A 26,469-nucleotide genomic window follows, 5' to 3' on the forward strand; every position below is an offset into this window, starting at 1 on the left:
TGCCAACAGTCTGACGACAGCTGGCAGGCGGCATCAATCGGAATCTTCCAGGTCGAACAGAACGCATAAATGAACATTTGCTCCTGCAAGAAAGCGCATTGCATGGCAATCTGACACAAAATACTATCTACTGACAAACATCTGGCGCGTTAGTTCGCCGAAATTTCCACTGATGTGACATAACCATAAGTGCAAAGCCATGGCTCAGGAAATCGAATTAAAGTTTTACGTTCATCCCGATAGCGTCGACACGCTTCGTCATCATCTTCATACCCTTACTGGCGAGCATGTCGCGGCGTCTCAGTTACTCAATATCTATTACGAGACGCCGGATAACTGGCTACGTCGTCATGATATGGGGTTACGTATTCGCGGGTACGACGGCAAGTACGAAATGACGATGAAAATCGCTGGCCGTGTGGTTGGCGGGTTACATCAACGCCCGGAATATAACATTGCTCTGGATAAACCCGAACTGGAACTGTCACGGTTTCCCGTGGAAGTCTGGCCGGAAGGTCATCTGCCTGAGGATCTTGCCGAACGTGTTCAGCCGCTGTTCAGCACCGATTTCTTCCGGGAAAAATGGCTGGTCAGCGTTGGTGAAAGCCGGATTGAAATTGGCCTTGACCTCGGTGAGGTGAAAGCGGGTGAGCATGCTGAACCTCTCTGCGAGATGGAGCTGGAACTCCTGAGCGGCGATCCGGCTGACATCCTTAAACTGGCGCGCCAGCTGGTTACCCAGTCCGGCCTGCGTCAGGGAAGCCTCAGCAAAGCCGCGCGCGGTTATCATCTGGCACAGGGAAATCCTGCGCGCGAGCGTCGTGCCCTGACGATTATGAAAGTCCCGGCTAAAGCCTCTACGGAAACAGGGTTTGCCACGGCGCTGGAAACCGCGCTCTCCCACTGGCAGTACCACGAAGAGCTCTGGGTGCGCGGGGACCATCGTGCGAAAGAGGAGGTACAGGCTGCCATCAGCCTGATTCGCCATACGCTGATGCTGTTTGGCGGCATTGTGCCACGTAAAGCCAGCGCGCGGCTGCGTGATTTGCTGACGCAGACGGAAGCGACCCTCACCTCCGATGTCTCTGCCGTAACGGCCGCCTGGAGTGCAGAGGCATCCAGCGCAAAACTGCTGTTGACCGAGTGGTTGGTCAGCCAGGGCTGGCGTCAGTTCCTGGATGAAAAAGCGCAGGCGAAATTCGCCGACTCCTTTAAGCGCTTTGCCGATACCCATTTATCACGTAGCGCCTCGGAGCTGAAAAAAACCTTTGCCCACCCGCTTGGCGACAGTTACCGCGATCAGTTGCCGCGCCTGGCGAGGGACATCGACAGCGTCCTGCTGCTGGCGGGGTATTATGACAACGCGCTGGCACATGCCTGGATCGAAAACTGGCAGGGTTTACATCACGCCATCGTCACTCGTCAGCACATTGAGATTGAACATTTTCGCAATGAGGCGATCTGCCAGTCTCCTTTCTGGCTCCACAGCGGAAAACGCTAATCCGGTGAAGGACACCCCCCATGATGCCGCAATCCTCACAGTTACAGCAGCACTGGCAGACCGTACTGGCGCGTCTGCCTGAGTCACTACGCCAGCAACCATTTAGTGAGCAGGCGAAGTCAGTGCTTACTTTTAGTGATTTTGTTCAGGACAGTCTTATTGCCCATCCTGACTGGCTGGCTGAACTGGAGAGCGCCCCACCGCAGGCGGAGGAGTGGCAGGGTTATGCCGATACGTTGCGCGAATCACTGGAAAGGGTAACGGATGAGGCCACGCTTATGCACGTGCTGCGTCTGTTTCGCCGTCGCACGATGGTGCGTATTGCCTGGGCGCAATCCCTGTCGCTGGTGGCTGAACAGGATACGCTGCAACAGCTCAGCGTGCTGGCAGAAACAGTGATTGTTGCCGCTCGTGACTGGTTATATGCGGCCTGCTGTAAAGAGTGGGGCACCCCGAGCAATGCGCAGGGTGACGCGCAGCCGCTGCTCATCCTGGGCATGGGAAAACTGGGGGGCGGGGAGCTTAACTTCTCCTCGGATATCGATCTGATTTTCGCCTGGCCGGAAAACGGCACCACGCAGGGCGGACGGCGTGAGCTTGATAATGCGCAGTTCTTTACCCGCCTGGGTCAGCGCCTGATTAAAGTGCTGGATCAGCCCACTCAGGATGGTTTTGTCTACCGTGTGGACATGCGCCTGCGCCCCTTTGGTGAAAGCGGGCCGCTGGTGCTCAGTTTCGCTGCGCTGGAGGATTACTATCAGGAGCAGGGGCGTGACTGGGAGCGTTATGCAATGGTCAAAGCGCGCATTATGGGTGACCAGGATGATGTCTATGCCACTGAGTTACGCGCCATGCTGCGGCCTTTTGTCTTCCGACGTTATATCGATTTTAGCGTGATCCAGTCGCTGCGTAACATGAAAGGGATGATTGCCCGCGAGGTGCGCCGTCGTGGGCTGGTCGATAATATTAAGCTTGGGGCGGGCGGTATTCGCGAAATCGAATTTATCGTCCAGGTCTTTCAGCTTATTCGTGGTGGACGTGAGCCGACGCTGCAATCCCGCTCGTTGTTACCCACCCTTGAAGCCATTGCGCAACTCGGCCTGCTACCAGAAAATGATGCCCCCACGCTGCGTGATGCCTATCTTTTCCTGCGCCGTCTGGAGAACCTGCTGCAGAGCATTAATGATGAACAGACCCAGACCCTGCCGGGTGATGAACTGAATCGCGCCCGTCTCTGCTGGGGGATGGGGATGGCGGACTGGGAGAGTTTAACGGCAACCCTGGCACAACAGATGGCGGCAGTGCGGCGAATATTCAACGCGCTGATTGGCGAAGACGATGCTACCGAAGCGCAGGATGACGCCCTGGCTGAACACTGGCGTGAGTTATGGCAGGACGCCTTGCAGGAAGATGACAGTACCCCCGCGCTGGCGCATCTGTCTGATGATGATCGCCATCGTGTGCTGGTGCTGATTGCCGAGTTCCGCAAAGAGCTGGACAAACGCACTATTGGCCCGCGTGGTCGTCAGGTGCTTGACCATCTGATGCCACATTTGCTGAGCGATGTCTGTTCCCGTGATGACGCTCCCGTACCCTTATCGCGCATTACGCCGCTGCTGACGGGGATCGTCACTCGGACCACCTATCTTGAGCTGCTAAGTGAATTCCCTGGCGCACGTAAACATTTGATTTCTCTCTGCGCAGCCTCGCCGATGGTGGCCGGTAAACTGGCGCGCTACCCGTTGCTGCTGGATGAGCTGCTCGACCCGAACACGCTCTATCAGCCTACAGCAATGAATGCTTATCGTGACGAATTGCGCCAGTATCTGCTGCGCGTGCCCGATGACGACGAAGAGCAACAGCTGGAGGCGCTGCGTCAGTTTAAACAGGCGCAAATGCTGCGCGTGGCGGCGGCAGATATTGCAGGCACGCTGCCGGTAATGAAAGTGAGCGATCACTTAACCTGGCTTGCCGAAGCAATGATTGATGCGGTGGTGCAGCAGGCGTGGAGTCTGATGGTGTCCCGTTACGGGCAGCCAAAACACTTACATGACCGGCAGGGTCGCGGTTTTGCCGTGGTGGGTTATGGCAAGCTGGGTGGGTGGGAGCTGGGTTACAGCTCCGATCTGGATTTGATTTTTCTTCATGACTGTCCGGCCGATGTGATGACCGACGGCGAGCGTGAGATAGATGGGCGCCAGTTCTACCTGCGTCTTGCACAGCGCGTCATGCATCTGTTCAGTACCCGTACGTCGTCCGGCATTTTGTATGAGGTGGATGCCCGCCTGCGCCCGTCTGGGGCGGCGGGTATGCTGGTCACCTCAACGGAATCTTTCGCAGATTATCAGCATAATGAAGCCTGGACCTGGGAACACCAGGCCCTGGTACGCGCGCGCGTGGTCTATGGCGATCCGCTACTGACCACTCAGTTCGACGCGATTCGCCGCGACATCATGATGACGCAGCGTGATGGCAACACACTACAAACCGACGTGCGCGAGATGCGTGAAAAAATGCGCGCCCATCTGGGTAACAAACATCGCGATCGCTTTGATATTAAAGCGGACGAAGGCGGCATTACCGACATCGAATTTATTACGCAGTATCTGGTGCTGCGCTATGCCCATGAAAAGCCGAAGCTCACGCGCTGGTCCGATAATGTGCGCATTCTCGAGCTGCTCGCGCAAAACGATATTATGGATGAGCAGGAGGCGCGCGCGCTGACCCTGGCCTATACCACGCTGCGCGATGAGCTGCACCATCTGGCACTGCAGGAGTTACCGGGGCACATGCCGCAGAGCTGTTTCGTGGCGGAGCGGGCGATGGTAAGGGCCTGCTGGAACAAGTGGCTGGTGGAGCCGTGCGCGGAAGCCTAAGTATGATATTATCGCGCGCAAATTTTGCATCTCTCAGGAGACTGGAATGAAAGTAACGCTGCCAGAGTTTAATCAAGCAGGTGTGCTGGTTGTTGGCGATGTAATGTTGGATCGTTACTGGTACGGCCCTACCAGCCGTATCTCCCCTGAAGCACCGGTGCCGGTGGTAAAAGTCGATACGATTGAAGAGCGCCCTGGCGGTGCGGCAAACGTGGCGATGAACATTGCTTCCCTTGGCGCAACGGCTCGTCTGGTGGGGTTAACGGGCATTGATGACGCTGCACGTGCTCTGAGCAAAGCGCTGGCCGACGTTAACGTTAAATGCGACTTCGTCTCCGTCCCGACCCATCCGACGATCACCAAGCTGCGCGTGTTGTCGCGCAATCAGCAACTGATTCGCCTCGATTTTGAAGAGGGCTTCGACGGGGTCGATCCGCAACCAATGCACGATAGAATAAGCCAGGCGCTCGGTAGCATTGGCGCGCTGGTGCTTTCTGATTATGCGAAAGGTGCGCTCGTCAGTATTCAGCAGATGATCCAGCTGGCACGTAACGCCAATGTACCGGTGCTGATCGACCCGAAAGGGACCGATTTCGAACGCTACCGGGGGGCCACACTGCTGACCCCTAATCTTTCTGAATTTGAAGCGGTAGCCGGAAAATGCAAAAGCGAAGCTGAAATTGTCGAGCGCGGCATGGCCCTGATCGCTGATTTCGAACTCTCCGCACTGCTGGTTACACGCTCTGAACAGGGCATGACCTTGTTACAGCCAGGCAAAGCACCGCTGCATATGCCGACCCAGGCGCAGGAAGTTTACGATGTCACCGGCGCCGGGGATACCGTGATAGGCGTACTGGCGGCGACGCTGGCGGCAGGTAACTCGCTCGAAGAGGCCTGTTTCTTCGCCAATGCGGCGGCGGGTGTGGTCGTGGGGAAACTGGGGACTTCCACCGTTTCACCTATCGAACTGGAAAATGCGGTGCGTGGACGTTCCGAAACCGGCTTTGGCGTAATGACCGAAGAAGAGCTGCGTGACGCTGTGGCGGCAGCACGTAAGCGTGGTGAGAAAGTGGTGATGACCAATGGCGTGTTCGACATTCTGCACGCCGGCCATGTCTCCTATCTGGCCAATGCGCGCAAGCTTGGCGATCGCCTGATTGTGGCGGTGAACAGCGATGCTTCCACCAAACGTCTGAAGGGCGAAACGCGGCCGGTAAACCCGCTTGAGCAGCGCATGATTGTGCTGGGAGCCCTGGAAGCCGTCGACTGGGTTGTTTCGTTTGAGGAAGATACGCCGCAGCGTCTGATTGCCGGTGTACTGCCCGATCTGCTGGTCAAAGGTGGTGATTACAAGCCGGAAGATATTGCAGGCAGTAAAGAGGTGTGGGCCAACGGAGGGGAGGTGCTGGTGCTGAACTTCGAAGACGGCTGCTCCACCACCAACATCATCAAAAAAATCCAGAAAGACAGCGATAAATAATCGTTAAGAAGGGGCCGGACAAGGTGTTAACACCCGGTCCGCCCCTGATGAGACTTATTCTTCAACCGGGACGGTTTTTACTTTATCCGCCATCGCGACAACCACCGGATCTGCCGTGTTTGCCTCCGCGACCGCAGGGGGAGCGTCCTGTTTCAACGGCTCAGTCAGGGCAGCCAGCGACCCACCTGAAAGGCCAATTTCATTGAGCAATGAATCAATCAGCGGCGCCTGGGTACGATAGGAAAGGGCGGCAGATAATGCCTGCTCCGCGAGATTGCCACCGTTAACCGTACCTGCTGTCGCATTACTTGCCGCACCACCCCGGTTCAGACCGTCAACCTGCACAATCTTAATGCCATCAATGGCTTTCATCGGCTCAACGGATTTCTCAATAACCGCTGGCAGGGCCTGCAACAGGGCCAGTTTGAACTTCAGGCTGGTCTGTTCGTCGGACAGTACGTTGATAGCATCGTTAAGGGCTCGCTGCGCTTCGGCTTCCGCCAGCCCTTTTTTGCGGGCAGCTTCCGCCAGCTCTACAATGGCCGCCGCCTGCAGTTCCGCCGCCTCTTTTTCTGCTTTCGCGCGAACCGTCAGTTCGACCGCTTTGGTCTCTGCATCCTGCGCGGCGGCTATCAGCGCGACCTGTTTGGCACGATCCGCTTCCGCTGTCTGCCGTGTTGTTTCCACGTTCTGCTGGGCCCGAACCGCTTCCGCCAGCGCGTCGTTTGCACGGGCTTCAGCCTGCGACTGCTGTTCTGATTTTGCGGCAATGGCGATAGATTTCGTCTGGTTGGCTATTTCCGTTACCTGCTGCTGCTCGATCTCTTTAATACGGACTTCACGTTCAGCTTCGACTTTTCTGGAACGCACGGCCTGCTCACGTTCGATTTCCGTCTCCTGGATCTGACGCTCCGCCAGGATGCGCGTCTGTTCTGCTTCGCGGCGACGCTCAGCTTCAAAGGCGGCAATTTTGGCGTTCTGCTCGGCCGTGCGGGTTTTCACCTGCTGCTCCTGCTCAAGCGTCATAAAGGACTCCTGCTGCTCGATTTCCAGCTTACGCGCCAGCGCATCGCGGTTTTTCTCACGCACGGCGACTTCCACGTCCTGCTCGACTTCGTTACGCTCCCGGCGACGACGCTCGGTTTCCTGGGTCAGTTTTGTCAGACCTTCGGCATCAAAGGCGTTGTTCGGGTTAAAATGCACCTTTTCCGTCTGGTTGAAGTTGGTTAACGAAACGCTCTCCAGCTCCAGACCGTTTTTAGAGAGGTCTTCAGCCACGGTGTTTTGCACGCCCTGTACGAAGTTTTCGCGGGTATCCTGCAACTCATGCATGGTCATTTGCGAGGCGGTGGCACGCAGGGCATCAACGAATTTATCTTCAATTAACACGCGGAGATCTTCGGGCGACAAGGTACGCTGACCCAACGTCTGGGCGGCGGTGGCGATCCCTTCAACCGAAGGTTTTACGCGCACAAAAAAGGCAACAACAACATCAACACGCATGCGGTCTTTGGTAATCAGGCTGTCGACGGTAGCGCGGCTGACCTCAAGCTTGAGCGTGTTCATATTGATAGGAATAATTTCATGAAAGATGGGCATGACGATCGCACCGCCGCTCATCACTACTTTCTGTCCGCCAAGCCCTGTTCGCACGAAAGCCTGTTCTGCTGAAGCGCGGCGATAAAGGCGCGCAAAAATAATGCCGATAACAAGCAGGATTAAAACAATGACGACAGCAGAAGTCATCCATGACGGTACTACGTTCAACATATTTTCCATAATGCGTCCTTTAGATTATTACAGTTCGTTCGGCCAGGGATTCAGTTCTGCCAGATACCGGCTTGCGGAAAGCCGACAAATAATGAGTACCTTATCGCCCTTCTTAAATTCTTTTCCCTCTTCCGGCTCCAGCAGCAAATAATGCACTTGCCCGAAGTTGTCTGTGAATTTACCTTCACATGGTCGTTCAGCGCAGGCTGTATGCCCGGTGATGATGGCCATTTTTCCAATAAAATCTTCTTCGGTGATGGCGCTGGTTTCATCTCCGGGCAGCCAGCGCCCTAGCAGCTTGCCGGTGTAGTGCGTGCAGACCACGGAAAAGAGCAGACAAAATGGCGTCAGCAGAAGATTGGGCAGGGGAAACTGGAAAAGGGTTACGCTCAAGTGTTGAAGCAAAATGCCCGATAACCCGAAGCCGCCGGCAATAAGGCAAAGCACTACCAGCGCAGGTACGCGACCAAAATTCAAATAGTGGAAAAACTGCTGTAAATGGCCAGAGGCGGCGCCATCATAATCACCTAAATGTGAATCAAGGGTGCCGGAAATAACATTACCAAAGAAAAGGGAAATAATTTCTACCGCGCCGACGAGGGCAACAAATGCGATAGCAAAAAGGTAAGGGGAGTAGTAAGCAGGAAAAATATCCATATATTCTCCTTGGTGTATTCATGCCTGAGCCAAACAAAGATCCTCTTTTATTACCAGGTGGATAATATCATAGATAGCCAGAGCGTCCCCCTACAAATATTTATATAGGGCAGGACGCCAGGGCATTAAAGCAGGCAGTGATGGATTAGGGTTGAGTGTCTGGTGAATCAACCGGAGGAATGGCCGGAGCCGGTTTTACTTCTGCCGTGGTGCTACGGCCCTCAAGATCGTTCAGCCGTTGTTCAAGCAGCGCCAGCTTTTCACGGGTGCGCAGCAGCACCTGAGTTTGTACGTCAAACTCTTCCCTGCTGACCAGGTCCAGACGCGTTAGCTGGGACTGTAAGGTCTGGCGGATTTTCTTTTCCACATCTTCCCCGAACTCACGAATACCTTTCGGCATGGATTCGTGAACCTGACGCGCAATCTGTTCAATTTTCTTCGGGTCAATCATTTTGGGTTCCCTGTTCGGATAGGTTCTGACATTTATTGTAGTTTGATATCCGGTGTCGATAAACCAGATTTGTATGAAGGTTATGCGTTGCCGTAGGAAATCATTAGCGTTATAGTTATCGCGCTTATTCTCAGGGCGGGGCGAAATTCCCCACCGGCGGTAAATCAGCGATGTCGAATAGATTTCGCGTTGCGGCAAGGCGGCAACTGAGCGAATTCCAGGAACATAACCAACTATGTGACTGGAATGAGTGAAGGAAGCCAACGCAGCAGCGACGTGAAAGATCAAGGACAGGTTGAAAGCCCGCGAGCGCTTCAGAGGCAACTTTGAAGGTCAGCAGATCCGGTGAAATTCCGGGGCCGACGGTTAGAGTCCGGATGGGAGAGAGTAACGAGTCAGTAGGGCCTGGAGGCCCGCTCGCGTTATTTTTTTATACTCCTAAGACTGCCCTGATTCTGGTAACCATAACTTTATTGAGGTCTTTTACCATGAATCAGACGCTGCTTTCTTCTTTTGGCACGCCATTCGAACGTATTGAAAATGCATTAACTGCACTGCGCGAAGGTCGCGGTGTTATGGTCCTCGACGATGAGAATCGTGAGAATGAAGGCGACATGATTTTTGCCGCTGAAACGATGACCGTAGAACAAATGGCGCTGACGATTCGCCACGGTAGCGGCATCGTATGCCTCTGTCTGACCGAAGATCGTCGTAAGCAACTCGACCTGCCAATGATGGTTGAAAACAACACCAGCGCTTATGGCACCGGCTTTACCGTGACCATCGAAGCGGCTGAGGGTGTGAGCACCGGTGTTTCCGCGGCTGACCGCCTGACCACCGTGCGCGCAGCCATTGCCGATGATGCAAAACCTTCTGACCTTAACCGTCCTGGTCACGTCTTCCCACTGCGCGCGCAGCCGGGCGGCGTATTGACCCGGGGTGGTCATACTGAAGCGACTATCGATCTGGTCACGCTGGCTGGTTTCAGGCCAGCAGGCGTGCTGTGTGAACTGACCAACGATGACGGCTCAATGGGCCGTGCTCCTGAGTGTATTGCCTTTGCTCGCCAGCACAATATGGCCGTGGTTACTATCGAAGATCTGATTGCCTATCGCCAGGAGCATGAGCGTAAAGCCAGCTAAGCGGTAGTCCGTGCGCCCCATCCGAAGTCAGGAAACTGGCTTCGGATTTTTTATATCTGCGTTTTGCGCCTGCCTGAATCATTGCTTTCCTCCCCTTTGTTGATCTCGCTAATGGATAGAACCGTGCGCTACTTATAAAGTGGTAGTCCGTGCTGAATGACGGACGCATTCCATTTTACGAGGCCAGGAGGAGGGAAGATGCTGATTTACTGGTGCGGTTTTTTGTCGTCGTTTTTGTGATGTTTGCGCATATCCTCTGTCTGAAGCGGAACTGTCGCGCCTATCGTCAGGATCGTGATGCGCTTCAGGAAGGCTATCAGCGGGCGCTTGAGCTCATTCAGCACCTGCAGGCGGATCGCGTTGAGTCAAAACCCGAAGACGTTGCCCGCTTCTGACGAGCAACGCCCTCTTCGTTAACCGAACCCCATTGCCTGTAAGGCTACCAGGCTAAGTCCCATAACAGACATCCCGCACAACACACCGTAGCTTGGGTTATTGTTCGGGTCTATCTCTTTTGCCAGCGGCATCAGTTCATCCACCGAGAGCGCTATCATTATGCCTGCGACCGCCGCCATGATGGCGGCCATCATGACTGGTGAGAAGAGGCTTCCCAGAATCAGCCAGGCCAACACGCCACCCAGTATTTCCGCAAGCCCCGATATTCCGGCCCAGAAGACGGCCGTACGCTTTGATCCTGTCGCAGCATAGACCGGGCCTGCCACCGCAAGTCCTTCAGGAATATTGTGTAATGCAACGGCCAGCGCGATACCAAACCCCAGCTCCAGGTCGTTACTGGCCGTGACGAATGTGGCAATACCTTCCGGGAAGTTGTGCAGGCTGATGCCCAGCGTCAATAGTATGGCGGTGCGCTGAATATTACGCGGCGCAGGACTTGCCTCTCCAGACTCCTGCACCAGATCCTGCGGGTGTGCATGTGGTAACAGGCGATCGAGCGCAAAATAGCCCAGTAAGCCCACGACAAACATGCCATAGCCAAGCAGCGGCGACATGCCAGGCGTGGCGAGCGCAGCGGGTAGCATCTCCATGAGTGAGATAAGTAGCATGATCCCAGCTGCAAATCCCAATGAAAACGCCAGTACGCGGTTTGACGGTTTCTGGCCCATCACGCCCAGAATGGCGCCGATGAACGTTGCAGCGCCAGCAAGTAGCGTCAGAATCAGCGGTGCTGACATGTATCACTCCTTATGATAACGATTCTCATTAATGCTAAGTATTAATGGATATCAAAGCGAGGCCGCCCGGCCACCTTTACGTAATCCTTACATTCAAAAATTCTGAACATCTTCATCATGCTTATCTGAGTTCATCGTCTGATAAAAGAGCGTAATGTGAGCTCATTATATTGATACACACAGTAAGGATATCATCATGTCTGCACCGCGTATGCCAGCACTGTTTTTGGGCCACGGCAGCCCGATGAACGTGCTGGAGGATAATGTGTATACCCGCGCCTGGGCACACCTTGGCGACAGGCTACCGCGTCCAAAGGCCATCGTGGTGGTCTCCGCGCACTGGTTTACACGCGGTACCGGCGTCACGGCGATGGAAGCGCCAAAAACTATCCATGATTTTGGTGGTTTCCCACAAGCGCTGTATGACACTCACTATCCTGCACCAGGCTCTCCGGCTCTTGCTCAACGCCTGGTTGAGCTACTTGCCCCTGTCCCGGTAGGGCTTGATAAAGAAGCCTGGGGCTTTGATCACGGCTCCTGGGGAGTACTGATAAAGATGTACCCGAACGCAGATATTCCCATGGTGCAACTGAGTATTGATAGCACCAGACCTGCGGTCTGGCACCTGGAACTTGGCCGTAAGCTGGCGGTCCTGCGTGACGAAGGCATTATGCTGGTGGCAAGTGGTAACGTGGTGCATAACCTGCGCACGGCACGCTGGCATGGCGAAAGTTCCCCCTATCCGTGGGCGAGCGCTTTCAATGATTTTGTTAAAGAGAACCTGGCGTGGAAAGGTCCGGCTGAAGAGCATCCGCTGGTGAATTACAAGGAGCATGAAGGCGGCTCGCTTTCTAATCCGACGCCGGAGCATTTCCTGCCGTTACTGTATGTGCTGGGCGCATGGGATGGGGAAGAGCCAATTTCCGTTCCAGTGGATGGGATTGAAATGGGCAGCCTGAGTATGCTGTCAGTACAGGTTGGATAATAAAATAAAGCCCGATGGCGCAAGTTCAACGGGCTTTATTCCGATGCCTGTGAAGGCGCGCCTTCACCCTTCAGGGCTATCTTATTCCACAAAGATATGCGGGTAGAAACGGGAGAGATCCTGAGTGATCAACGCCCGATCTTCGCGAATGCCAATGCCGGCGGGCTGATCGTTAATCAGCCAACTGCCAATCAGCACGTAGCTGTCGCCAAATTTGGGAAGCTGGCAGAACTGCTGCACAATCATCCCTTCTTCGCCATACGGGCCTTCCACCTCTTCTACGGTCTTGCCGTTTTCAATAATGGAGACATTTGCCCCTTCACGAGAGAAGATCGGTTTGATGACATATTTTTCCATCTCCGGGTGTGCATCTTCCGCAAAATAAGCCGGGAGCAGGTTCGGATGATCGGGGAACATCTCCCATAACATCGGCAGCAGGGCTTTGTTAGAGATAATGCTCTTCCACGCTGGTTCGAGCCAGCGTACGCCAGCATCTTCCAGTTTGGTCGAGAAGACCTCACGCAGCATATATTCCCAGGGATAGAGCTTGAACAGATTGCTGATGACCTGATCCTGCAAATCTGAAAACTGGCCTTTTTCGCCAAGCCCGATATCTTCGATATAAAGAAATTCTGTGGCGATATCGGCCTCGGCTGCACAATCCTGCAGGTACTGTACGGTGCCACGATCTTCGACCGTGTCGCGGCAGCAGGCAAAATGCAGCAGATTAAAGCCATACTGCTCGCGCAGTTGGCCAAAACGCTCGATGAGCTTTTCCTGAAGACTGTTGAACTGGTCGCTGCCTTCCGGTAACTGACCGGCATTGGCCTGGTCTTCCAGCCAAATCCACTGGAAGAAAGCCGCTTCATACAGTGACGTTGGCGTGTCGGCGTTGTTTTCCAGAAGCTTAGGTTCACCCGTGCCATCCCACGCCAGATCGAGACGGGAATATAAGGAGGGCTGATGCGTTTTCCAGGACTGACGCACGAATGCCCAGGTGTGTTTAGGGATGCGGAATTTGGCCAGCAGTTCATCGCTGTCAATGACCTTTTCCACCACCTTCAGGCACATCTGATGTAACTCAGCCGTAACGTCTTCCAGCTTCTCAACCTGAGCAAGGGTGAGCTTGTAGTAAGCATCTTCACACCAGTAAGGTTCGCCATACATGGTGTGAAAATTAAAACCGAATTCGGTGGCTTTCTCGCGCCAGTTCGGGCGTTCCGTAACGCTGATTCTTTCCATTCTGATCAGCCGCCCATTGAGCGAGTTGACGAACCGCTGGCGCTGCTGCGTTGCATGGTATTTTGTTTCGCAACAGATTCACCAAACCCACCGCGGGTAACGGTAGAGGTGGTCGCCGGTTTCGGTGCCATGGCGGTTTTCGATACGGTAGTGGAACGACCCGGCTGAGCCGCGCCATAGCTCTTGCCGCCCGCATCGGTGTACTGACCGTAGGCCGGGCTTGCAGGGTTACGAGAGCTGAACAGAGGCTGCTGCGCGAAACCCGCGCCACCGCCCATCATACGGCCCATCATGTAGCCTGCCATCAGCGGCATCCAGAAGCTACCGCCGGACTGCTGTGCCTGTGCCTGATTCTCAGGCGCAACGCCTGCCTGCGCAGGAGCCTGCTGACACTGACCTTCACCAAATTCAGCAACACAGTCTTCGCGTGAGGCGTATTTCGGTGCGGTGCGCTCAGCTTCTTTCAGCGCATTGTTATACGTCGCCGTACATTCGGCGCTCTTACCCGGATTCGCGGCAGAGCAGTCGTCGGCGTTTTGATACATAGATACTGTTTCATCATTCTGCTCGCAGCCGGCCAGCATAAAGACGGCGGTCACCGCCAGCGCAACTGGCGTAAGGTGACGCGCGCTCCAGCTTTTGCGAAACACTGCATGATTAATGCTCTTTGTCCGTTTCATATTTGTCTTCCGACACCCAAAGGTATGTATAAAAGGTCAGGATAGAGGATGAATGGCTGAAAATGAAGCAGGATGCGGGCCGGGAGGGGGGATCTTTACGTTGCCTTACGTAAAAACGGGGGCTGTGTGCCCCCGATTTAAAGTATCAATGACTTAGCGGGTCGAACGTGCAGACGCGGCTTGTGTAAAGGGCGCCTGATTGCCATTCGACATATCGTTCACGCGCGCATCCTGTTCAGGATTTTCCGGCGCTACGCTTTCCGGGGTCGTGGAGATGGCTTTACCCAGGGTATTGTTCAACGCCACCAGGTCCTGCTCATTTAACGTACCCAGCGCTGATTTGATATTCAACTGGTTAATCAGGTAGTTATAACGAGCGCTGGAGAGCTGCTGCTTCGCATTGTACAGGGTGGTGGTGGCATCCAGAACGTCCACGATTGTACGTGTACCCACGGAGTACCCGGCTTCCATCGCATCCAGGGAGCTTTGTGCAGAGACAACGGCTTGTTTGTAAGCGTTGATACTACTGATGGAAGCGTTGAGGTTGTTATACGAGGAGCGAACGGTCTGCACCACGCTGCGGTGTGCGCTTTCAAGCTGCTCGCTGGCACCGACAAAATTGTACTGCGCTTGCTTAACCTGTGAGTTCACCATACCGCCCTGATACAACGGCAGGGAGAAACTGAGACCAACAGAGTTCTGACCGATATTTCGATCCTGATAGGCCTGAGAATTAGCCCCGCTGGTGGCGGAACCATTATATTTGGTATTAGACACGCTGGTTGATGCCGTCAAATCCAGGGTCGGCAGATGACCATCCTGCGCCTGACGAATTTGCTCACGCGCCAGATCCTGGGTCAGACGCGCCTGCAATAAAGAGAGGTTGCGGGATTCTGCATCTTTCAACAGGGTATTAACGGCTTTCGGTTTATCTGTTTTGAAACCATCGACGTTCAGTGACGCCAGTTGTGGATAATAATTACCGGTGACCTGACGCAGTGACTCAACGGCATTGTCCAGATTGTTGCGCGCGGTGACTTCATTTGCCAACACGGTATCGTACTGAGAACGCGCGTTTTGTACGTCGGTAATGGCAACCAGACCCACATTAAAGCGCTGTGTCGTTTGGTCTAACTGACGATAAATAGCTTGTTTTTGCGCTTCGGTATAAGACAAGGAATCAATCGCGCTCAGAACGTTAAAGTAGGCTGTCGCGGTATTGAGGATCAGGGTTTGTTGATCGGTCTGATAAGTCACATCCTGGATGCCCGCGGATTTTTCTTGTAACGTCAGGGCACGCCATTTGGACATATCAAAGATAGTCTGTGTGAGCTGCAAAGAAGCACTTGTCGCATTTGAATTAATGCCATTGCTATCGCGATAACCATTGCCATAAGTGTAATCTGCACCCAAACCCAGTTGTGGCAGTAACGGGCTGCGTGCTTCGTTAATTTTCTCGAAAGCAGCATCGCGATCTGCGCCAGATTTACGCAGATCCGGGTTGCTTGTACGCGCCTGCTGATATACCTGTAACAGGTTCTCTGCCTGGCTCATAGCGCTGAAACCCGTCAGGCTCAGGCCGATAAGGATGGGGAGCAATTTCTTCATTTGCATTCCTTGTTGTGAAGCATGAATAGCGCTGATCTTAATTCAGAAATAATCGCCGATTCTAACAGAGACTGCCATCGCTTAAGATTGGCGTTACGTGCCATCCGGCGTAAATTCGCACCAATCTATCATATAGCGCTTGAAACGACAGTTAAACAGGCTTGAAATCCACGAATTCACCTTTATTACGAACAGGATACCCGCATGAATAAGCCGACAGCATCCACAGTGACTTTCACTAAAAATGATGTAGAAATTATTGCACGGGAAACGCTCTACAGCGGTTTTTTTTCGCTTGAGCGCTATCGTTTTCGCCACCGTTTATTTAATGGTGAAATGAGCGGCGAAGTGCAACGTGAAATTTTTGAGCGCGGTCATGCTTCAGTCTTGCTACCCTTTGACCCAGTGCGTGACGAAGTGGTGCTGATTGAACAGATTCGTATTGCGGCGTATGACACCAGCGACAGCCCCTGGCTGCTTGAACTGGTCGCCGGAATGATTGAAGAGGGCGAAACCGTTGAGGATGTGGCCCGTCGGGAAGCGCAAGAAGAAGCAGGACTAGACGTCGGCCGCGTGAAGACGTTTATGAGCTATCTTGCAAGCCCTGGCGGGACCAGCGAGCGCTTATCTTTACTAGTTGGCGAAGTGGACGCCACGCAGGCCGAAGGTATTCACGGTCTGGTGGATGAAAACGAAGATATTCGTGTTCATGTGGTAAGCCGGGAACAGGCTTACCAGTGGGTAGAAGAGGGGAAAATCGACAACGCAGCGTCTGTCATCGCATTGCAATGGCTGCAACTGCATTATGAGAACTTACGAAAAGAGTGGAAAAAATGAAGCGTTATACACCTGACTTCCCAGAAATGATGCGCCTGTGCGAAACCAACTTCGCCCAGTTGCGTCGCCTGTTGCCACGTAACGACGAGGCAGGCGAAACGGTGAGCTATCAGGTGACGAATGCGCAATACCGGTTAACGATAATAGAGTCCACCCGCTACACTACGCTTGTGGAGATCAAACAAACCGTGCCGGCAATTAGCTACTGGAGCCTGCCATCAATGACGGTGCGTCTATATCATGACGCTATGGTGGCCGAAGTGTGTTCGAGTCAGCAGATCTTTCGCTTCAAGGCGCGTTATGATTACCCGAATAAAAAGTTGCATCAACGCGACGAAAAGCATCAAATTAATCAGTTTCTGGCCGACTGGCTACGTTACTGTCTAGCACATGGAGCAATGGCGATTCCGGTTTGTTAGCGTAGTGAAACCTAAGGACACCATTTGGAAAGCCTGTTAAACCTGAATCTGGCGGATGAGTCCAGTGTCAGGATATTACAAATTACTGATACTCATTTGTTTGCCGAAAAGCACGACACGTTGTTAGGGGTGAATACCTGGGAAAGCTATCAGGCCGTACTGGATGCCATTCAGGCTCAGCAGCGTCACTGCGATTTAATCGTCGCCACGGGCGACCTGGCGCAGGATCAAACGGCTGCGGCTTATCAGCACTTCGCTGAAGGCATCGCAAGGTTTGGCGTACCCTGCGTTTGGCTACCTGGTAATCATGATTTCCAGCCTGCCATGTACAACGCCCTCCACGAGGCGGGCATTTCGCCGGCTAAACGCGTGTTTGTGGGTGAGCACTGGCAAATTCTTTTGCTGGACAGCCAGGTGTTTGGCGTTCCGCATGGCGAACTCAGCGAATTTCAGCTCGACTGGCTGGAGAAAAAGCTGACGGATGCCGGCGAGCGTTATACGTTGCTGCTGCTGCACCATCACCCTTTGCCTTCCGGATGTAGCTGGCTCGATCAGCACAGTTTGCGCAATGCCGCCGAGCTGGATAACGTACTGGTGCGCTACCCCAACGTGAAGAACATGTTGTGTGGGCATATTCACCAGGAGCTGGATCTCAACTGGAATGGCCGCCGGATGCTGGCAACGCCTTCGACCTGCGTTCAGTTTAAGCCCCACTGCGCCAACTTCACGCTGGATACTATCGCCCCTGGATGGCGTTGGCTTGAGTTACACGCCGACGGCAGTATGCATACGGAAGTCTGCCGCTTGCAAAGTGCCCGATTCAGCCCCGATACCGCGTCAGAAGGCTACTGATGGCCACCCTCTTATATCTGCATGGTTTTAATAGCTCACCGCGCTCTGCGAAAGCGACCTGTCTGAGAGAGTGGCTGGCACGCCATCACCCTGATATTAATGTTGTCGTGCCGCAGTTACCGCCCTATCCGGCCGAAGCCGCAGAACTACTGGAGTTGCTGGTGCTGGAGAACGGTGGGCAGCCGCTTGGCATCGTGGGATCGTCCTTAGGCGGTTACTACGCGACCTGGCTTTCGCAATGCTTTACCCTGCCTGCCGTTGTGGTGAATCCGGCGGTTCGTCCGTTCGAGTTACTGGCCGATTTTCTTGGTCATAACGAGAACCCCTACACGGGGCAGCAATATGTGCTAGAGTCACGCCATATTTACGATCTCAAAGTGATGCAGGTTGACCCTCTGGAAGCACCGGACTTGCTCTGGCTTCTGCAACAAACGGGCGATGAAGTGCTGGATTACCGTCAGGCCGTCGACTACTACGATGCGTGCCGCCAGACGGTAGAAGAAGGCGGTAATCATGCTTTTGTGGGCTTTGAGAATCATTTCACACAGATTGTCGACTTCCTTGGGCTTCGTTGAGCCGCCAGGGAAACGACCCGATCACTATCTACGAACAAACCATGACGCAATCCTATAACGCTGATGCCATAGAGGTACTCACCGGGCTTGAGCCGGTTCGCCGCCGTCCGGGGATGTATACCGATACCACCCGCCCTAACCATCTTGGTCAGGAAGTCATTGATAACAGCGTGGATGAAGCGCTGGCAGGCCACGCGAAGCGTGTTGATGTCATTCTGCACGCCGATCAGTCTCTGGAAGTCATTGATGACGGGCGCGGTATGCCCGTGGACATTCACCCTGAAGAGGGCGTGCCTGCGGTCGAGCTGATCCTGTGTCGTTTGCATGCAGGCGGCAAGTTCTCAAACAAAAATTACCAGTTCTCCGGTGGTCTCCACGGTGTGGGCATCTCGGTTGTGAATGCGCTTTCACGTCGCGTTGAAGTTAACGTCAAACGTGACGGGCAAATCTATAACATTGCCTTCGAAAATGGCGATAAAGTTCAGGATCTGAACGTCGTCGGTAGCTGCGCAAAACGTAACACGGGGACCAGCGTTCATTTCTGGCCGGATGAACAGTTCTTCGATAGTCCGCGTTTTTCTGTTTCACGTCTTTCGCACCTGCTCAAAGCCAAGGCGGTACTCTGCCCGGGCGTTGAGATCACGTTCAAAGATGAAGTGAACAATACCGAACAACGCTGGTGCTATCAGGATGGTCTTACCGACTATCTGATGGAGACCGTTAACGGCCTGCCAACGCTTCCGGAAAAACCCTTTGTCGGTAATTTTGCCGCCGAGACGGAAGCCGTGGACTGGGCGCTGCTGTGGTTGCCGGAAGGCGGTGAGCTGCTGACGGAAAGCTACGTCAACCTCATCCCCACCATGCAGGGCGGTACGCACGTCAACGGTCTGCGTCAGGGGCTGCTCGATGCCATGCGTGAATTCTGCGAGTACCGAAATATTCTGCCGCGCGGCGTGAAACTGTCGGCTGAGGATATCTGGGACCGCTGTGCGTACGTGCTGTCAGTGAAAATGCAGGACCCGCAGTTCGCCGGTCAAACCAAAGAACGTTTATCCTCGCGTCAGTGCGCTGCCTTTGTGTCCGGCGTGGTGAAAGACGCATTCAGTCTCTGGCTTAATCAGAATGTGCAGGCAGCAGAAATGCTGGCTGAAATGGCGATTTCCAGCGCACAGCGCCGGATGCGTGCAGCCAAAAAGGTCATTCGTAAAAAGCTGACCAGTGGGCCAGCCTTACCCGGAAAACTGGCGGACTGTACCGCGCAGGATCTGAATCGCACCGAGCTTTTCCTTGTGGAAGGGGATTCGGCGGGCGGTTCTGCCAAGCAGGCGCGCGACCGTGAATATCAGGCGATCATGCCGCTTAAGGGCAAGATCCTTAACACCTGGGAAGTCTCATCCGATGAAGTCCTGGCCTCTCAGGAGGTGCATGATATTTCCGTGGCGATCGGTATGGATCCTGACAGTGAGGATTTGAGCCAGCTGCGCTACGGGAAAATTTGCATCCTGGCGGATGCCGACTCCGATGGTCTGCACATTGCCACGCTGTTGTGCGCGCTCTTTGTGAAGCACTTCCGCACGCTGGTGAAAAACGGCCATGTGTATGTCGCCCTGCCGCCGCTCTACCGTATCGATCTGGGTAAAGAGGTTTACTACGCGTTAACGGAAGAAGAGAAAACCGGTGTGCTGGAGCAACTGAAGCGTAAGAAGGGTAAACCGAACGTTCAGCGCTTCAAAGGACTCGGCGAGATGAACCCTCTGCAACTGCGCGAAACCACACTGGATCCTAATACGCGTCGTCTGGTGCAGCTGATTATCAGCGATGAAGATGAGCAGCAGACCAATGCGACGATGGATATGCTGTTAGCGAAAAAACGCTCTGAGGATCGCCGTAACTGGCTGCAGGAGAAAGGGGACAGGGCGGATATCGAAGCCTGATCCTGACAAACGCTTCAGGCCGTCAAACCTGAAGCGTTTTTATTACTCATTAATCGGTTAATGGATGTGGGGCACGCGGCGCGTTCACTTTATCCGCTTCCACTTCCGGCCACAGTTGCTCGTAATGCATGCCGGTCAGATCTTCCACAACCCGGCGTGTTTCAGGCGTCACCGCCAGACGCGAACCCTGATTTTTCAGTCTCTCCACTTCATCAACAAAGATTTTGTGCGTCTGTTTGTTCAGATGGAAGGTCAGCGCCTGCCACAGGGCGAGGACAAGTAAACCTGCGGTGCCGATAAACAGCGTCATCGCGATGGTTTGTACCGCTTCCGGCGGCTGAATCTGGCTGCCTTTAACAAAACCGCCTTCCTGTAAAATGAAACCGACAACAAAAGTGGCGATAGCGACCGTTGTCTTACGTGAGAAGGTCATCACCGCAGCGAACAGCCCTTCACGACGCTGGCGGGTGATCATCTCATCAATATCAGGAATGAACGGAAACACATTCCACGGCGTGAATTCCAGAACGCAGCGACCCACCTGATACAGACCGGCAAGAATAATGAGTAAAAGTGCTTTCTGCGCCGTCGGGAAGAGGTAAATCAGCAAAATGCCGCCCAGGCAGAGCATCATCAGGCTGTAGGCGAAGACATACAGTTTTGATGGGCCAAACTTAATGATGGCAAAGCCAGCGACCAGGGTCACGGGAAGACCAATAATACTCATTGAGAGCAGGCTGCCTGCAAACGCAGAGGAGACCTGCAGGCAGTAAACACAGAAGAAAACAAAAACGGTGTTATAGATATCTTTTGCGGTAAAAGAGAGCAGATAAATCGCCAGATGTTTACGAAAGGCGCGCACTTTCAGCGTAGAAAGATAATCTTTGAACAACCCCAGAATATTCACCCGTGATGCCGAGCGCTCGTTTTCCAGTTCCGCCAGCATTTCAGGCGTTAATTCACGCTCCCAGGTAACTTTCCACGAGATCAGGACACAAACCATAAAGGCTACGGCGAAGACGATACCGTTAATCAGGTAGGCTTCAGCACTCTTTTCACCCAGGTAACCAATCAGCAGCCCCGGAATAAAGGTGGCAAGGAAGGTCCCAGTGGCCGATAAAAACATGCGTCCGGTTGAAAGCTTGGTTCTGGCGTTAAAGTCTTTGGTCATTTCGGATGGCAGGGTTTCCCAGGGGATAAGCACCATCGCCGCAATGATCTCAAACGCCAGATAGACGCTCAGATAGAACCAGTAGTTCATCCCGTTGAGCCACAGCAGGGCATAAACCAGCATTAAGGGGGAGCCAATCAGCAAGAAGAAACGGCGGCGGCCAAATCGCTTCCCGAGGGCATTTTTATAGAAGTGGTCGGTAAAAGAGCCCATAAAGAGGCTGATAATGGCGTCTACGATACGTGCGATCGCCACAATGGATGCCGCTTCCAGAGGCGACAGCCCCACGAAGGTGGTGTAATAAAATAACAGCCATGCGCCAATAACTGTAAAGGCGCCGCCTCCCATAATATCAGTAAGGCCGTAACCAATACTGACGGGGATAGTGATTTTTCTTTCTGAACGCTTCATATTTTTATCTCGTGAATGGATAAATTAAAAATTGAAATAAGCGCGGGCGTTATCACAACAAATCCCTTTTACCATCCTTGATAAAATATCCATGTCTTCCGGGACTTCCCCGCGATCTACCCAGCCACCAATAAGGTTGCAAAGTATGCGTCGAAAATAATCGTGGCGGGGATAAGAGACGAAACTACGTGAGTCGGTCAGCATGCCAATGAAATTAGCCAACAAACCTTGATCGGCAAGGGTAGTGAGTTGATTTACCATGCCGCGATGCGTGTCGTTAAACCACCAGCCGGAGCCAAATTGCATAGGGGATTTAATACCCTCCTCTCCACTCTGGAAATTCGCCAGGGTGGACGCCACGATGTCGTTATAACCTGCGTTAAGGTTGTAAATAATGGTTTTTGGCAGCCCGTTATTTTCTGCCATCGCATTAAGCAGCCCATTAAGATGGGCCGCCAGATTTACCTGGTCGGCAACAGAATCGAAACCACTGTTTATTCCAATCTCCCGATACTGGCGGGAATTATTATTACGGATGGCGCCAAAATGTATTTGCATCGCCCAGGCTTTCTGCTGATAGAGCGCGGCGAGTTCGACAAAGATCATGCTGTTCCACGCCTGCATCTCATCAGGTGTGAGTTCACGCTCCGCCATTCGGGACTGGAAAAGGGCTTCTGCCTGCGCGGGCGTTACCGGGCAGTAAGTCATCTCCAGCGGGCCGTGATCGGAGATCCGACAGCCGACCTGATGGAAATAGTCAATCCTCGCGGCGATCGCGGCGACGAACGAGGCCAGGTTACGGATGGTTGTCCCTGTCGCACTCCCTAACTGAAAGAGGAAGTGAGCAAAGCGTGTCGGATCGGCATCAAACAGTTCATCCGGGCGAAACGTCGGCAGGACGCGGGTATTAAATCCCTCTTCCTGTTGTAATAGCTTGTGATATTTCAAATCATCCAGGGGTTTATCGGTAGTGCAAATCACCGCCACGTTTGAGCGCGTTATTAATGCTCTGGGTAAAAAATCGCGTCCGGCGATCTGTTCATTACACGCCGTCATCACGTCCCGCCAGTTTTTATGACTCAGCGGCTGATGGAGAGAGAAATAGCTGGCAAGTTCAAGGTGAGTCCAGTGATACAGCGGATTACCAAAACTTGATTCTACGGTTTTTGCCCAGGCTTCAAATTTTTCTTCTGAGGAAGCGTCACCAGTAATATATTTCTCATGAATACCATTTGCCCGCATGGCACGCCATTTATAGTGATCGCCTTCAAGCCAAAGCTGGGTAATATCGCGAAAAGGTTTATTCTCAAAAATGTCTCTGGCTTCCAGATGACAATGATAATCAATAATAGGTTGATGCTTTGCGTAGCGCTTGTAGAGTGTCTGACCAGCCTTGCTGGTAAGCATAAAGTCCTCATTAATCAGTGACATTTTCTACCTGCTCCTGAATTTTCCGTGTGCGGTTTTTTAATGAACCAATTACCTTCAATCTTTTTTACGGTATACCGATAAAAATGATAGTCTACTACCATACAAGATTGATTTTTAATAATGTGAACCACGTCAAGATTTAATATCCTGGTTTTGTCTCAAGTTTCTTTTGTTTATTAACTGAAAATTAATATCAATCTCATTTTATTCACCGATTATTATTTGTTTGAGGAATATATTGATTAATGGCGCGCAGGGGATTACTGTAGCAGTCAGTAGCTACTAGTATGGTAGTGGATGTTAACAAATTCGAATCGAGGTTGTTGTATGCGGATGACAATGCGGTGGTTTGGGCCAAAAGAAGACAAAGTGTCCCTTGAGTACATCCGGCAGGTGCCGGGTGTGGAAGGGGTTGTCGGTGCGCTTTACGATGTACCGCCAGGTGAGTTGTGGCCCGTTGATAAAATTGAAGCACTGGTGAATCAGGCGCATGCAGCCGGGCTGAAAATGGAAGTCATTGAAAGCGTGAATATCCACGATGACATCAAAATTGGCCTGCCCAGCCGCGACCGCTACATCGAAAACTACAAGCAAACCATCCGTAACCTGGCGCAGTATGGCGTAAAAGTCATTTGCTACAACTTCATGCCGGTCTTCGACTGGATGAAAACCGACATGAACTATGTTCTGCCGGATGGTTCAGTGACGATGGCTTTTGAAAAGAAAGATATCGACAAGAGCCTGGAAGAGGTGGTCAGTGAAGTGCTGAGCAACGCCAACGGATTTGCGCTGCCAGGATGGGAGCCTGAACGACTGGCTCAGGTGCAGGAGTTATTCGCCAGCTATAAGGCGGTGGATGATGCGAAGCTGCGTGAAAACCTGGTCTACTTCCTGAAAGCGGTTATTCCAGTCTGTGAAGAGGTCGGAGTCAAAATGGCAATCCACCCGGACGATCCGCCGTACTCCATCTTCGGCCTGCCGCGGGTAGTGAAAAATCGTCAGGATCTGGACTGGCTGTGCAATGCCGTGGATTCACCCGCCAATGGGATCACCCTTTGTACCGGCTCCATCGCCGAGGATCCTGACAACAACGTCTATGAAATCCTCGCGGAGTTTAGCCGTCGTAAGCGCATCCATTTTGCCCATGTACGCAATATTAAGCTCATCAAAGATAAAGATTTTTATGAGTGCGCTCACCCATCACAATACGGTTCGTTAGACATGTACAAAGTAATGCAGTCGCTGCATGACAATGGTTTTGATGGTTATATCCGCCCCGATCACGGGCGTTTTATCTGGGGAGAAACTGGCCGTCCGGGCTATGGCTTATACGATCGGGCACTGGGCGTGACCTATCTGCTTGGCCTGTGGGAAGCCCTGCAAAAACGGTAACAGACGTTGAATGCTGGCGATACATTTTCGCCAGCATTATCGCCTGACTAATGACTTATTCCGTTCTACCTCCTCTCTACCCCTCTTGTTGTACTAAGCCTTTTGTCGTTCCCATTATCTGCTTAAAGTAGTATTTTGTTTGCAACATAACGTTTCTCCCGACACACATTCCTACGAGGATGAAACATGCAACGCATTGTTATACCTACGAATTATGTACACGTCCGCACCACACCCTTATGGACAAACGAAACAGCTCCGGCCTCCATCTGGCAACGTCATCTTGATGCAGGCACCCGTCAGGGCGTTTTTCCGCGCCTGAGCGTGATGCAGGGCACGATTCGGTACTACGGTTATGCCGATGAGACCAGCCCGGAGCCTGTTGAAACATTAACAATCGAAGCCGGGCAGTTCGGTGTTTTCCCGGCAGAAGTCTGGCATCGCATCGAAGCCCTGACGGACGATACGGTGTTTAACGTCGATTTTTGGGTTGATCCCAAAATTTTGATTGAAGGATGAGGGAGAAAAAAATGACCACTGAAAATCTGGGCTATGCCTTAGCCGTAACCAACCGCAGTAATGGCGAAACCCATGAAAAAATCTGGTTGAAGCCGATGGCGCTGTATGTGCCCGATGTTGCCGTCGGGGCGGTCAACGCGCTCCTGGAACAGCTGACAGATAAAAGCGAAAGTGAAAAAGGTTTTGTGCTGACCGTGACAAACAAAAACAACGGCGTTTCTGTTGATAAAGACCAGCTCAGCCTGGCAAAGCTGAACGATCCAACCTTTGCTGCTGATGCCGTGAAGGACTTGATCAACATCGTGCGTGGCTATGAGTCCGACGAAGAGACCAACGTCTGCGGCTGGTAAGTCACGGCGGAACGTGACAAGCCTGGCCACCCCACAGGGCTGACCGGGCGTATGTTAGCTGGCCGGGGTGTGATTCTTGCGATAGCGCAACGGCGTCTCGCCAATCCCCTTTTTAAAGGCGCTGATAAAGTAGGTCACATCGGAAAAGCCGCTTTCGCTGGCAATGTCGCGAATGCTGCGGGTGCTGTGTAACAGCAGTTCGCAGGCTTTTCGTAAGCGCAACGTGTTTAAGTACTGGTGGACAGGCTCGCCGGTTTCGAAATGGAAACGACGGGAAACATAACTGCGTGACTTTCCAAGGTCGGCAGCCAGCTGATTCAGACTAAACTTGCGCTGATAATTCTCCTCCAGCCAGAACATCACCGGTGTGGCGATGCCGGTCTGCGTTTCCGGCATCGTTTCCTGCTCTTCAGGTAGCATATTGAGCAAAGTGAGCAGCAGGCAGGCGACCTGCTCAGCGGTCAGCCGTGCCAGCGTCGCCATCCGGGCGTAGTCGCTGAACAGATGGTCGATGTGCGCATGAATGGCCGCAGCATCCATCACCACGGCTGCGCCACCGCGCGCGGAAAGACGCTGTAATCGCCGCTGATTATGCGGAAAATCACGAAACAGCTTCAGTACCGCATGCTGGTCGACATGAATGATGGTTCGCCGGTAGCTGTTCTGCGCCTGTTCATCAACCATCACTTTATGCAGCGTAAACGGCGGGAAAAAAAAGAGCCTGCCGGGGCGCATGGTGTACTGGCGATTATCCACAATCACCACGCCAAACCCTTCCTCGACATACAACACTTCTAAACACTGATGCCAGTGATGGTAGCGCACCGTATTGGCAAAAAGACGGCTGAACGACACTACCGTATCGTTGAGGGTGATGAGCTCCAGACGTTCTGCATGCCAGCGGTCACTCATGGTGCAACAGATCTCAATTTTTATCGCAATAGCGAACGTTATAAACCACCATTTTAAATTTTCTCAACACGGGGTTTAAAC

The 26,469-nt window shown here is 53.1% G+C and carries 24 protein-coding genes; 14 read left to right on the plus strand and 10 right to left on the minus strand.

Annotated features, from left to right (window positions below; translation table 11 throughout):
- Positions 1-199 precede the first annotated feature (199 nt).
- Genes KXR87_RS11735 through hldE form a run of 3 tightly spaced genes read left to right on the plus strand, consistent with a single transcriptional unit; the run spans position 200 to position 5,857 of the window.
- Positions 200-1,501 carry a CYTH domain-containing protein gene (locus KXR87_RS11735; RefSeq protein ID WP_437432420.1) on the plus strand — a complete coding sequence of 434 codons (1,302 nt, stop codon included), beginning with the start codon at positions 200-202 and terminating at the stop codon, positions 1,499-1,501.
- Positions 1,502-1,521: 20 nt separating this feature from the next.
- Positions 1,522-4,377: a bifunctional [glutamate--ammonia ligase]-adenylyl-L-tyrosine phosphorylase/[glutamate--ammonia-ligase] adenylyltransferase gene (gene glnE / locus KXR87_RS11740; RefSeq protein WP_437432421.1), complete on the plus strand. Its 2,856-nt coding sequence runs from the start codon at positions 1,522-1,524 to the stop codon at positions 4,375-4,377.
- A gap of 46 nt (positions 4,378-4,423) precedes the next feature.
- Positions 4,424-5,857, plus strand: a complete 1,434-nt coding sequence (gene hldE / locus KXR87_RS11745) for a bifunctional D-glycero-beta-D-manno-heptose-7-phosphate kinase/D-glycero-beta-D-manno-heptose 1-phosphate adenylyltransferase HldE (protein ID WP_437432422.1) — start codon at positions 4,424-4,426, stop codon at positions 5,855-5,857.
- Positions 5,858-5,911: 54 nt separating this feature from the next.
- Here the strand turns inward: hldE and KXR87_RS11750 are convergent, their stop codons facing one another.
- The 3 genes from KXR87_RS11750 to ubiK form a co-directional block, all read right to left on the minus strand.
- On the minus strand, positions 5,912-7,636 hold the full coding sequence (locus KXR87_RS11750) for a flotillin family protein (protein ID WP_437432423.1): 1,725 nt from the start codon (positions 7,634-7,636) through the stop codon (positions 5,912-5,914).
- 18 nt (positions 7,637-7,654) lie between these two features.
- Positions 7,655-8,284, minus strand: coding sequence for an OB-fold-containig protein (locus KXR87_RS11755; RefSeq protein ID WP_437432424.1), 630 nt, complete (start codon positions 8,282-8,284; stop codon positions 7,655-7,657).
- A gap of 145 nt (positions 8,285-8,429) precedes the next feature.
- Positions 8,430-8,735 carry a ubiquinone biosynthesis accessory factor UbiK gene (gene ubiK / locus KXR87_RS11760; protein WP_437432425.1) on the minus strand — a complete coding sequence of 102 codons (306 nt, stop codon included), beginning with the start codon at positions 8,733-8,735 and terminating at the stop codon, positions 8,430-8,432.
- 488 nt (positions 8,736-9,223) lie between these two features.
- On the opposite strand from ubiK, the gene ribB reads away from it, so the two are divergent.
- Both ribB and KXR87_RS11770 read left to right on the plus strand, forming a co-directional pair.
- Positions 9,224-9,877, plus strand: coding sequence for a 3,4-dihydroxy-2-butanone-4-phosphate synthase (gene ribB, locus KXR87_RS11765; protein WP_437432426.1), 654 nt, complete (start codon positions 9,224-9,226; stop codon positions 9,875-9,877).
- A 149-nt stretch (positions 9,878-10,026) separates the two neighbouring features.
- The gene (locus KXR87_RS11770; RefSeq protein WP_437432427.1) at positions 10,027-10,272 is read left to right on the plus strand and encodes a hypothetical protein; all 246 of its coding nucleotides are present in this window, start codon (positions 10,027-10,029) and stop codon (positions 10,270-10,272) included.
- A gap of 18 nt (positions 10,273-10,290) precedes the next feature.
- Here KXR87_RS11770 and zupT read toward each other — a convergent pair whose 3' ends face one another.
- A complete protein-coding gene (gene zupT, locus KXR87_RS11775) occupies positions 10,291-11,070 on the minus strand; it encodes a zinc transporter ZupT (RefSeq protein ID WP_437432428.1) in 780 nt (259 codons plus the stop codon).
- Positions 11,071-11,266: 196 nt separating this feature from the next.
- On the opposite strand from zupT, the gene ygiD reads away from it, so the two are divergent.
- On the plus strand, positions 11,267-12,055 hold the full coding sequence (gene ygiD, locus KXR87_RS11780) for a 4,5-DOPA dioxygenase extradiol (RefSeq protein WP_437432429.1): 789 nt from the start codon (positions 11,267-11,269) through the stop codon (positions 12,053-12,055).
- A gap of 81 nt (positions 12,056-12,136) precedes the next feature.
- Here the strand turns inward: ygiD and KXR87_RS11785 are convergent, their stop codons facing one another.
- The 3 genes from KXR87_RS11785 to tolC form a co-directional block, all read right to left on the minus strand.
- On the minus strand, positions 12,137-13,297 hold the full coding sequence (locus KXR87_RS11785) for a glutathionylspermidine synthase family protein (RefSeq protein WP_437432430.1): 1,161 nt from the start codon (positions 13,295-13,297) through the stop codon (positions 12,137-12,139).
- 5 nt (positions 13,298-13,302) lie between these two features.
- Positions 13,303-13,977: a DUF1190 family protein gene (locus tag KXR87_RS11790; protein ID WP_437432431.1), complete on the minus strand. Its 675-nt coding sequence runs from the start codon at positions 13,975-13,977 to the stop codon at positions 13,303-13,305.
- A gap of 153 nt (positions 13,978-14,130) precedes the next feature.
- Positions 14,131-15,591: an outer membrane channel protein TolC gene (gene tolC, locus KXR87_RS11795; RefSeq protein WP_437432432.1), complete on the minus strand. Its 1,461-nt coding sequence runs from the start codon at positions 15,589-15,591 to the stop codon at positions 14,131-14,133.
- Between the two features lie 198 nt (positions 15,592-15,789).
- Here tolC and nudF point away from each other — a divergent pair, with 198 nt between their 5' ends.
- From nudF to parE, 5 genes are read left to right on the plus strand one after another with little or no spacing between them, the layout of a single operon-like run.
- On the plus strand, positions 15,790-16,422 hold the full coding sequence (gene nudF / locus KXR87_RS11800) for an ADP-ribose diphosphatase (RefSeq protein WP_437432433.1): 633 nt from the start codon (positions 15,790-15,792) through the stop codon (positions 16,420-16,422).
- Positions 16,419-16,841: a DUF1249 family protein gene (locus KXR87_RS11805; protein ID WP_437432434.1), complete on the plus strand. Its 423-nt coding sequence runs from the start codon at positions 16,419-16,421 to the stop codon at positions 16,839-16,841. Before nudF ends, KXR87_RS11805 begins: the two co-directional genes overlap by 4 nt.
- 24 nt (positions 16,842-16,865) lie before the next feature.
- A complete protein-coding gene (cpdA, locus tag KXR87_RS11810; protein WP_437432435.1) occupies positions 16,866-17,693 on the plus strand; it encodes a 3',5'-cyclic-AMP phosphodiesterase in 828 nt (275 codons plus the stop codon).
- Complete coding sequence (gene yqiA, locus KXR87_RS11815; protein ID WP_437432436.1) at positions 17,693-18,268, plus strand: esterase YqiA; 576 nt, start codon at positions 17,693-17,695, stop codon at positions 18,266-18,268. The genes cpdA and yqiA overlap by 1 nt, the downstream gene beginning before the upstream one ends.
- A 41-nt stretch (positions 18,269-18,309) precedes the next feature.
- On the plus strand, positions 18,310-20,202 hold the full coding sequence (gene parE, locus KXR87_RS11820; RefSeq protein WP_437432437.1) for a DNA topoisomerase IV subunit B: 1,893 nt from the start codon (positions 18,310-18,312) through the stop codon (positions 20,200-20,202).
- Between the two features lie 49 nt (positions 20,203-20,251).
- Here parE and KXR87_RS11825 read toward each other — a convergent pair whose 3' ends face one another.
- Together KXR87_RS11825 and uxaC are read right to left on the minus strand one after the other, a co-directional pair.
- Entirely contained in the window at positions 20,252-21,784 is a 1,533-nt protein-coding gene (locus tag KXR87_RS11825) for an MFS transporter (protein WP_437432438.1), read from the minus strand.
- A 24-nt stretch (positions 21,785-21,808) separates the two neighbouring features.
- Entirely contained in the window at positions 21,809-23,215 is a 1,407-nt protein-coding gene (uxaC, locus tag KXR87_RS11830; protein ID WP_437432439.1) for a glucuronate isomerase, read from the minus strand.
- A 327-nt stretch (positions 23,216-23,542) separates the two neighbouring features.
- On the opposite strand from uxaC, the gene uxuA reads away from it, so the two are divergent.
- The 3 genes from uxuA (at position 23,543) to KXR87_RS11845 (ending at position 25,476) form a co-directional block, all read left to right on the plus strand.
- Positions 23,543-24,607, plus strand: a complete 1,065-nt coding sequence (uxuA, locus tag KXR87_RS11835; protein ID WP_437432440.1) for a mannonate dehydratase — start codon at positions 23,543-23,545, stop codon at positions 24,605-24,607.
- Positions 24,608-24,793: 186 nt separating this feature from the next.
- Complete coding sequence (locus KXR87_RS11840; RefSeq protein WP_437432441.1) at positions 24,794-25,126, plus strand: DUF1971 domain-containing protein; 333 nt, start codon at positions 24,794-24,796, stop codon at positions 25,124-25,126.
- Positions 25,127-25,137: 11 nt separating this feature from the next.
- Positions 25,138-25,476, plus strand: coding sequence for a DUF1869 domain-containing protein (locus tag KXR87_RS11845; protein ID WP_437432442.1), 339 nt, complete (start codon positions 25,138-25,140; stop codon positions 25,474-25,476).
- 54 nt (positions 25,477-25,530) lie between these two features.
- Here KXR87_RS11845 and KXR87_RS11850 read toward each other — a convergent pair whose 3' ends face one another.
- Positions 25,531-26,388: an AraC family transcriptional regulator gene (locus KXR87_RS11850; RefSeq protein ID WP_437432443.1), complete on the minus strand. Its 858-nt coding sequence runs from the start codon at positions 26,386-26,388 to the stop codon at positions 25,531-25,533.
- Between the last annotated feature and the right edge of the window lie 81 nt (positions 26,389-26,469).

The sequence above is a fragment of the Yokenella regensburgei genome (genome assembly GCF_051486985.1).
Lineage (GTDB): Bacteria > Pseudomonadota > Gammaproteobacteria > Enterobacterales > Enterobacteriaceae > CBFFRJ01.

What these genes read in the sequence shown, in the direction of transcription:
- KXR87_RS11735 (WP_437432420.1), top strand. Translation starts at nt 200, where the DNA reads ATGGCTCAGGAAATCGAATTAAAGTTTTACGTTCATCCCGATAGCGTC.
- glnE (WP_437432421.1), top strand. Translation starts at nt 1,522, where the DNA reads ATGATGCCGCAATCCTCACAGTTACAGCAGCACTGGCAGACCGTACTG.
- hldE (WP_437432422.1), top strand. Translation starts at nt 4,424, where the DNA reads ATGAAAGTAACGCTGCCAGAGTTTAATCAAGCAGGTGTGCTGGTTGTT.
- KXR87_RS11750 (WP_437432423.1), bottom strand. Translation starts at nt 7,636, where the DNA reads ATGGAAAATATGTTGAACGTAGTACCGTCATGGATGACTTCTGCTGTC.
- KXR87_RS11755 (WP_437432424.1), bottom strand. Translation starts at nt 8,284, where the DNA reads ATGGATATTTTTCCTGCTTACTACTCCCCTTACCTTTTTGCTATCGCA.
- ubiK (WP_437432425.1), bottom strand. Translation starts at nt 8,735, where the DNA reads ATGATTGACCCGAAGAAAATTGAACAGATTGCGCGTCAGGTTCACGAA.
- ribB (WP_437432426.1), top strand. Translation starts at nt 9,224, where the DNA reads ATGAATCAGACGCTGCTTTCTTCTTTTGGCACGCCATTCGAACGTATT.
- zupT (WP_437432428.1), bottom strand. Translation starts at nt 11,070, where the DNA reads ATGTCAGCACCGCTGATTCTGACGCTACTTGCTGGCGCTGCAACGTTC.
- ygiD (WP_437432429.1), top strand. Translation starts at nt 11,267, where the DNA reads ATGTCTGCACCGCGTATGCCAGCACTGTTTTTGGGCCACGGCAGCCCG.
- KXR87_RS11785 (WP_437432430.1), bottom strand. Translation starts at nt 13,297, where the DNA reads ATGGAAAGAATCAGCGTTACGGAACGCCCGAACTGGCGCGAGAAAGCC.
- KXR87_RS11790 (WP_437432431.1), bottom strand. Translation starts at nt 13,977, where the DNA reads ATGAAACGGACAAAGAGCATTAATCATGCAGTGTTTCGCAAAAGCTGG.
- tolC (WP_437432432.1), bottom strand. Translation starts at nt 15,591, where the DNA reads ATGCAAATGAAGAAATTGCTCCCCATCCTTATCGGCCTGAGCCTGACG.
- nudF (WP_437432433.1), top strand. Translation starts at nt 15,790, where the DNA reads ATGAATAAGCCGACAGCATCCACAGTGACTTTCACTAAAAATGATGTA.
- KXR87_RS11805 (WP_437432434.1), top strand. Translation starts at nt 16,419, where the DNA reads ATGAAGCGTTATACACCTGACTTCCCAGAAATGATGCGCCTGTGCGAA.
- yqiA (WP_437432436.1), top strand. Translation starts at nt 17,693, where the DNA reads ATGGCCACCCTCTTATATCTGCATGGTTTTAATAGCTCACCGCGCTCT.
- parE (WP_437432437.1), top strand. Translation starts at nt 18,310, where the DNA reads ATGACGCAATCCTATAACGCTGATGCCATAGAGGTACTCACCGGGCTT.
- KXR87_RS11825 (WP_437432438.1), bottom strand. Translation starts at nt 21,784, where the DNA reads ATGAAGCGTTCAGAAAGAAAAATCACTATCCCCGTCAGTATTGGTTAC.
- uxaC (WP_437432439.1), bottom strand. Translation starts at nt 23,215, where the DNA reads ATGTCACTGATTAATGAGGACTTTATGCTTACCAGCAAGGCTGGTCAG.
- uxuA (WP_437432440.1), top strand. Translation starts at nt 23,543, where the DNA reads ATGCGGATGACAATGCGGTGGTTTGGGCCAAAAGAAGACAAAGTGTCC.
- KXR87_RS11840 (WP_437432441.1), top strand. Translation starts at nt 24,794, where the DNA reads ATGCAACGCATTGTTATACCTACGAATTATGTACACGTCCGCACCACA.
- KXR87_RS11845 (WP_437432442.1), top strand. Translation starts at nt 25,138, where the DNA reads ATGACCACTGAAAATCTGGGCTATGCCTTAGCCGTAACCAACCGCAGT.
- KXR87_RS11850 (WP_437432443.1), bottom strand. Translation starts at nt 26,388, where the DNA reads ATGAGTGACCGCTGGCATGCAGAACGTCTGGAGCTCATCACCCTCAAC.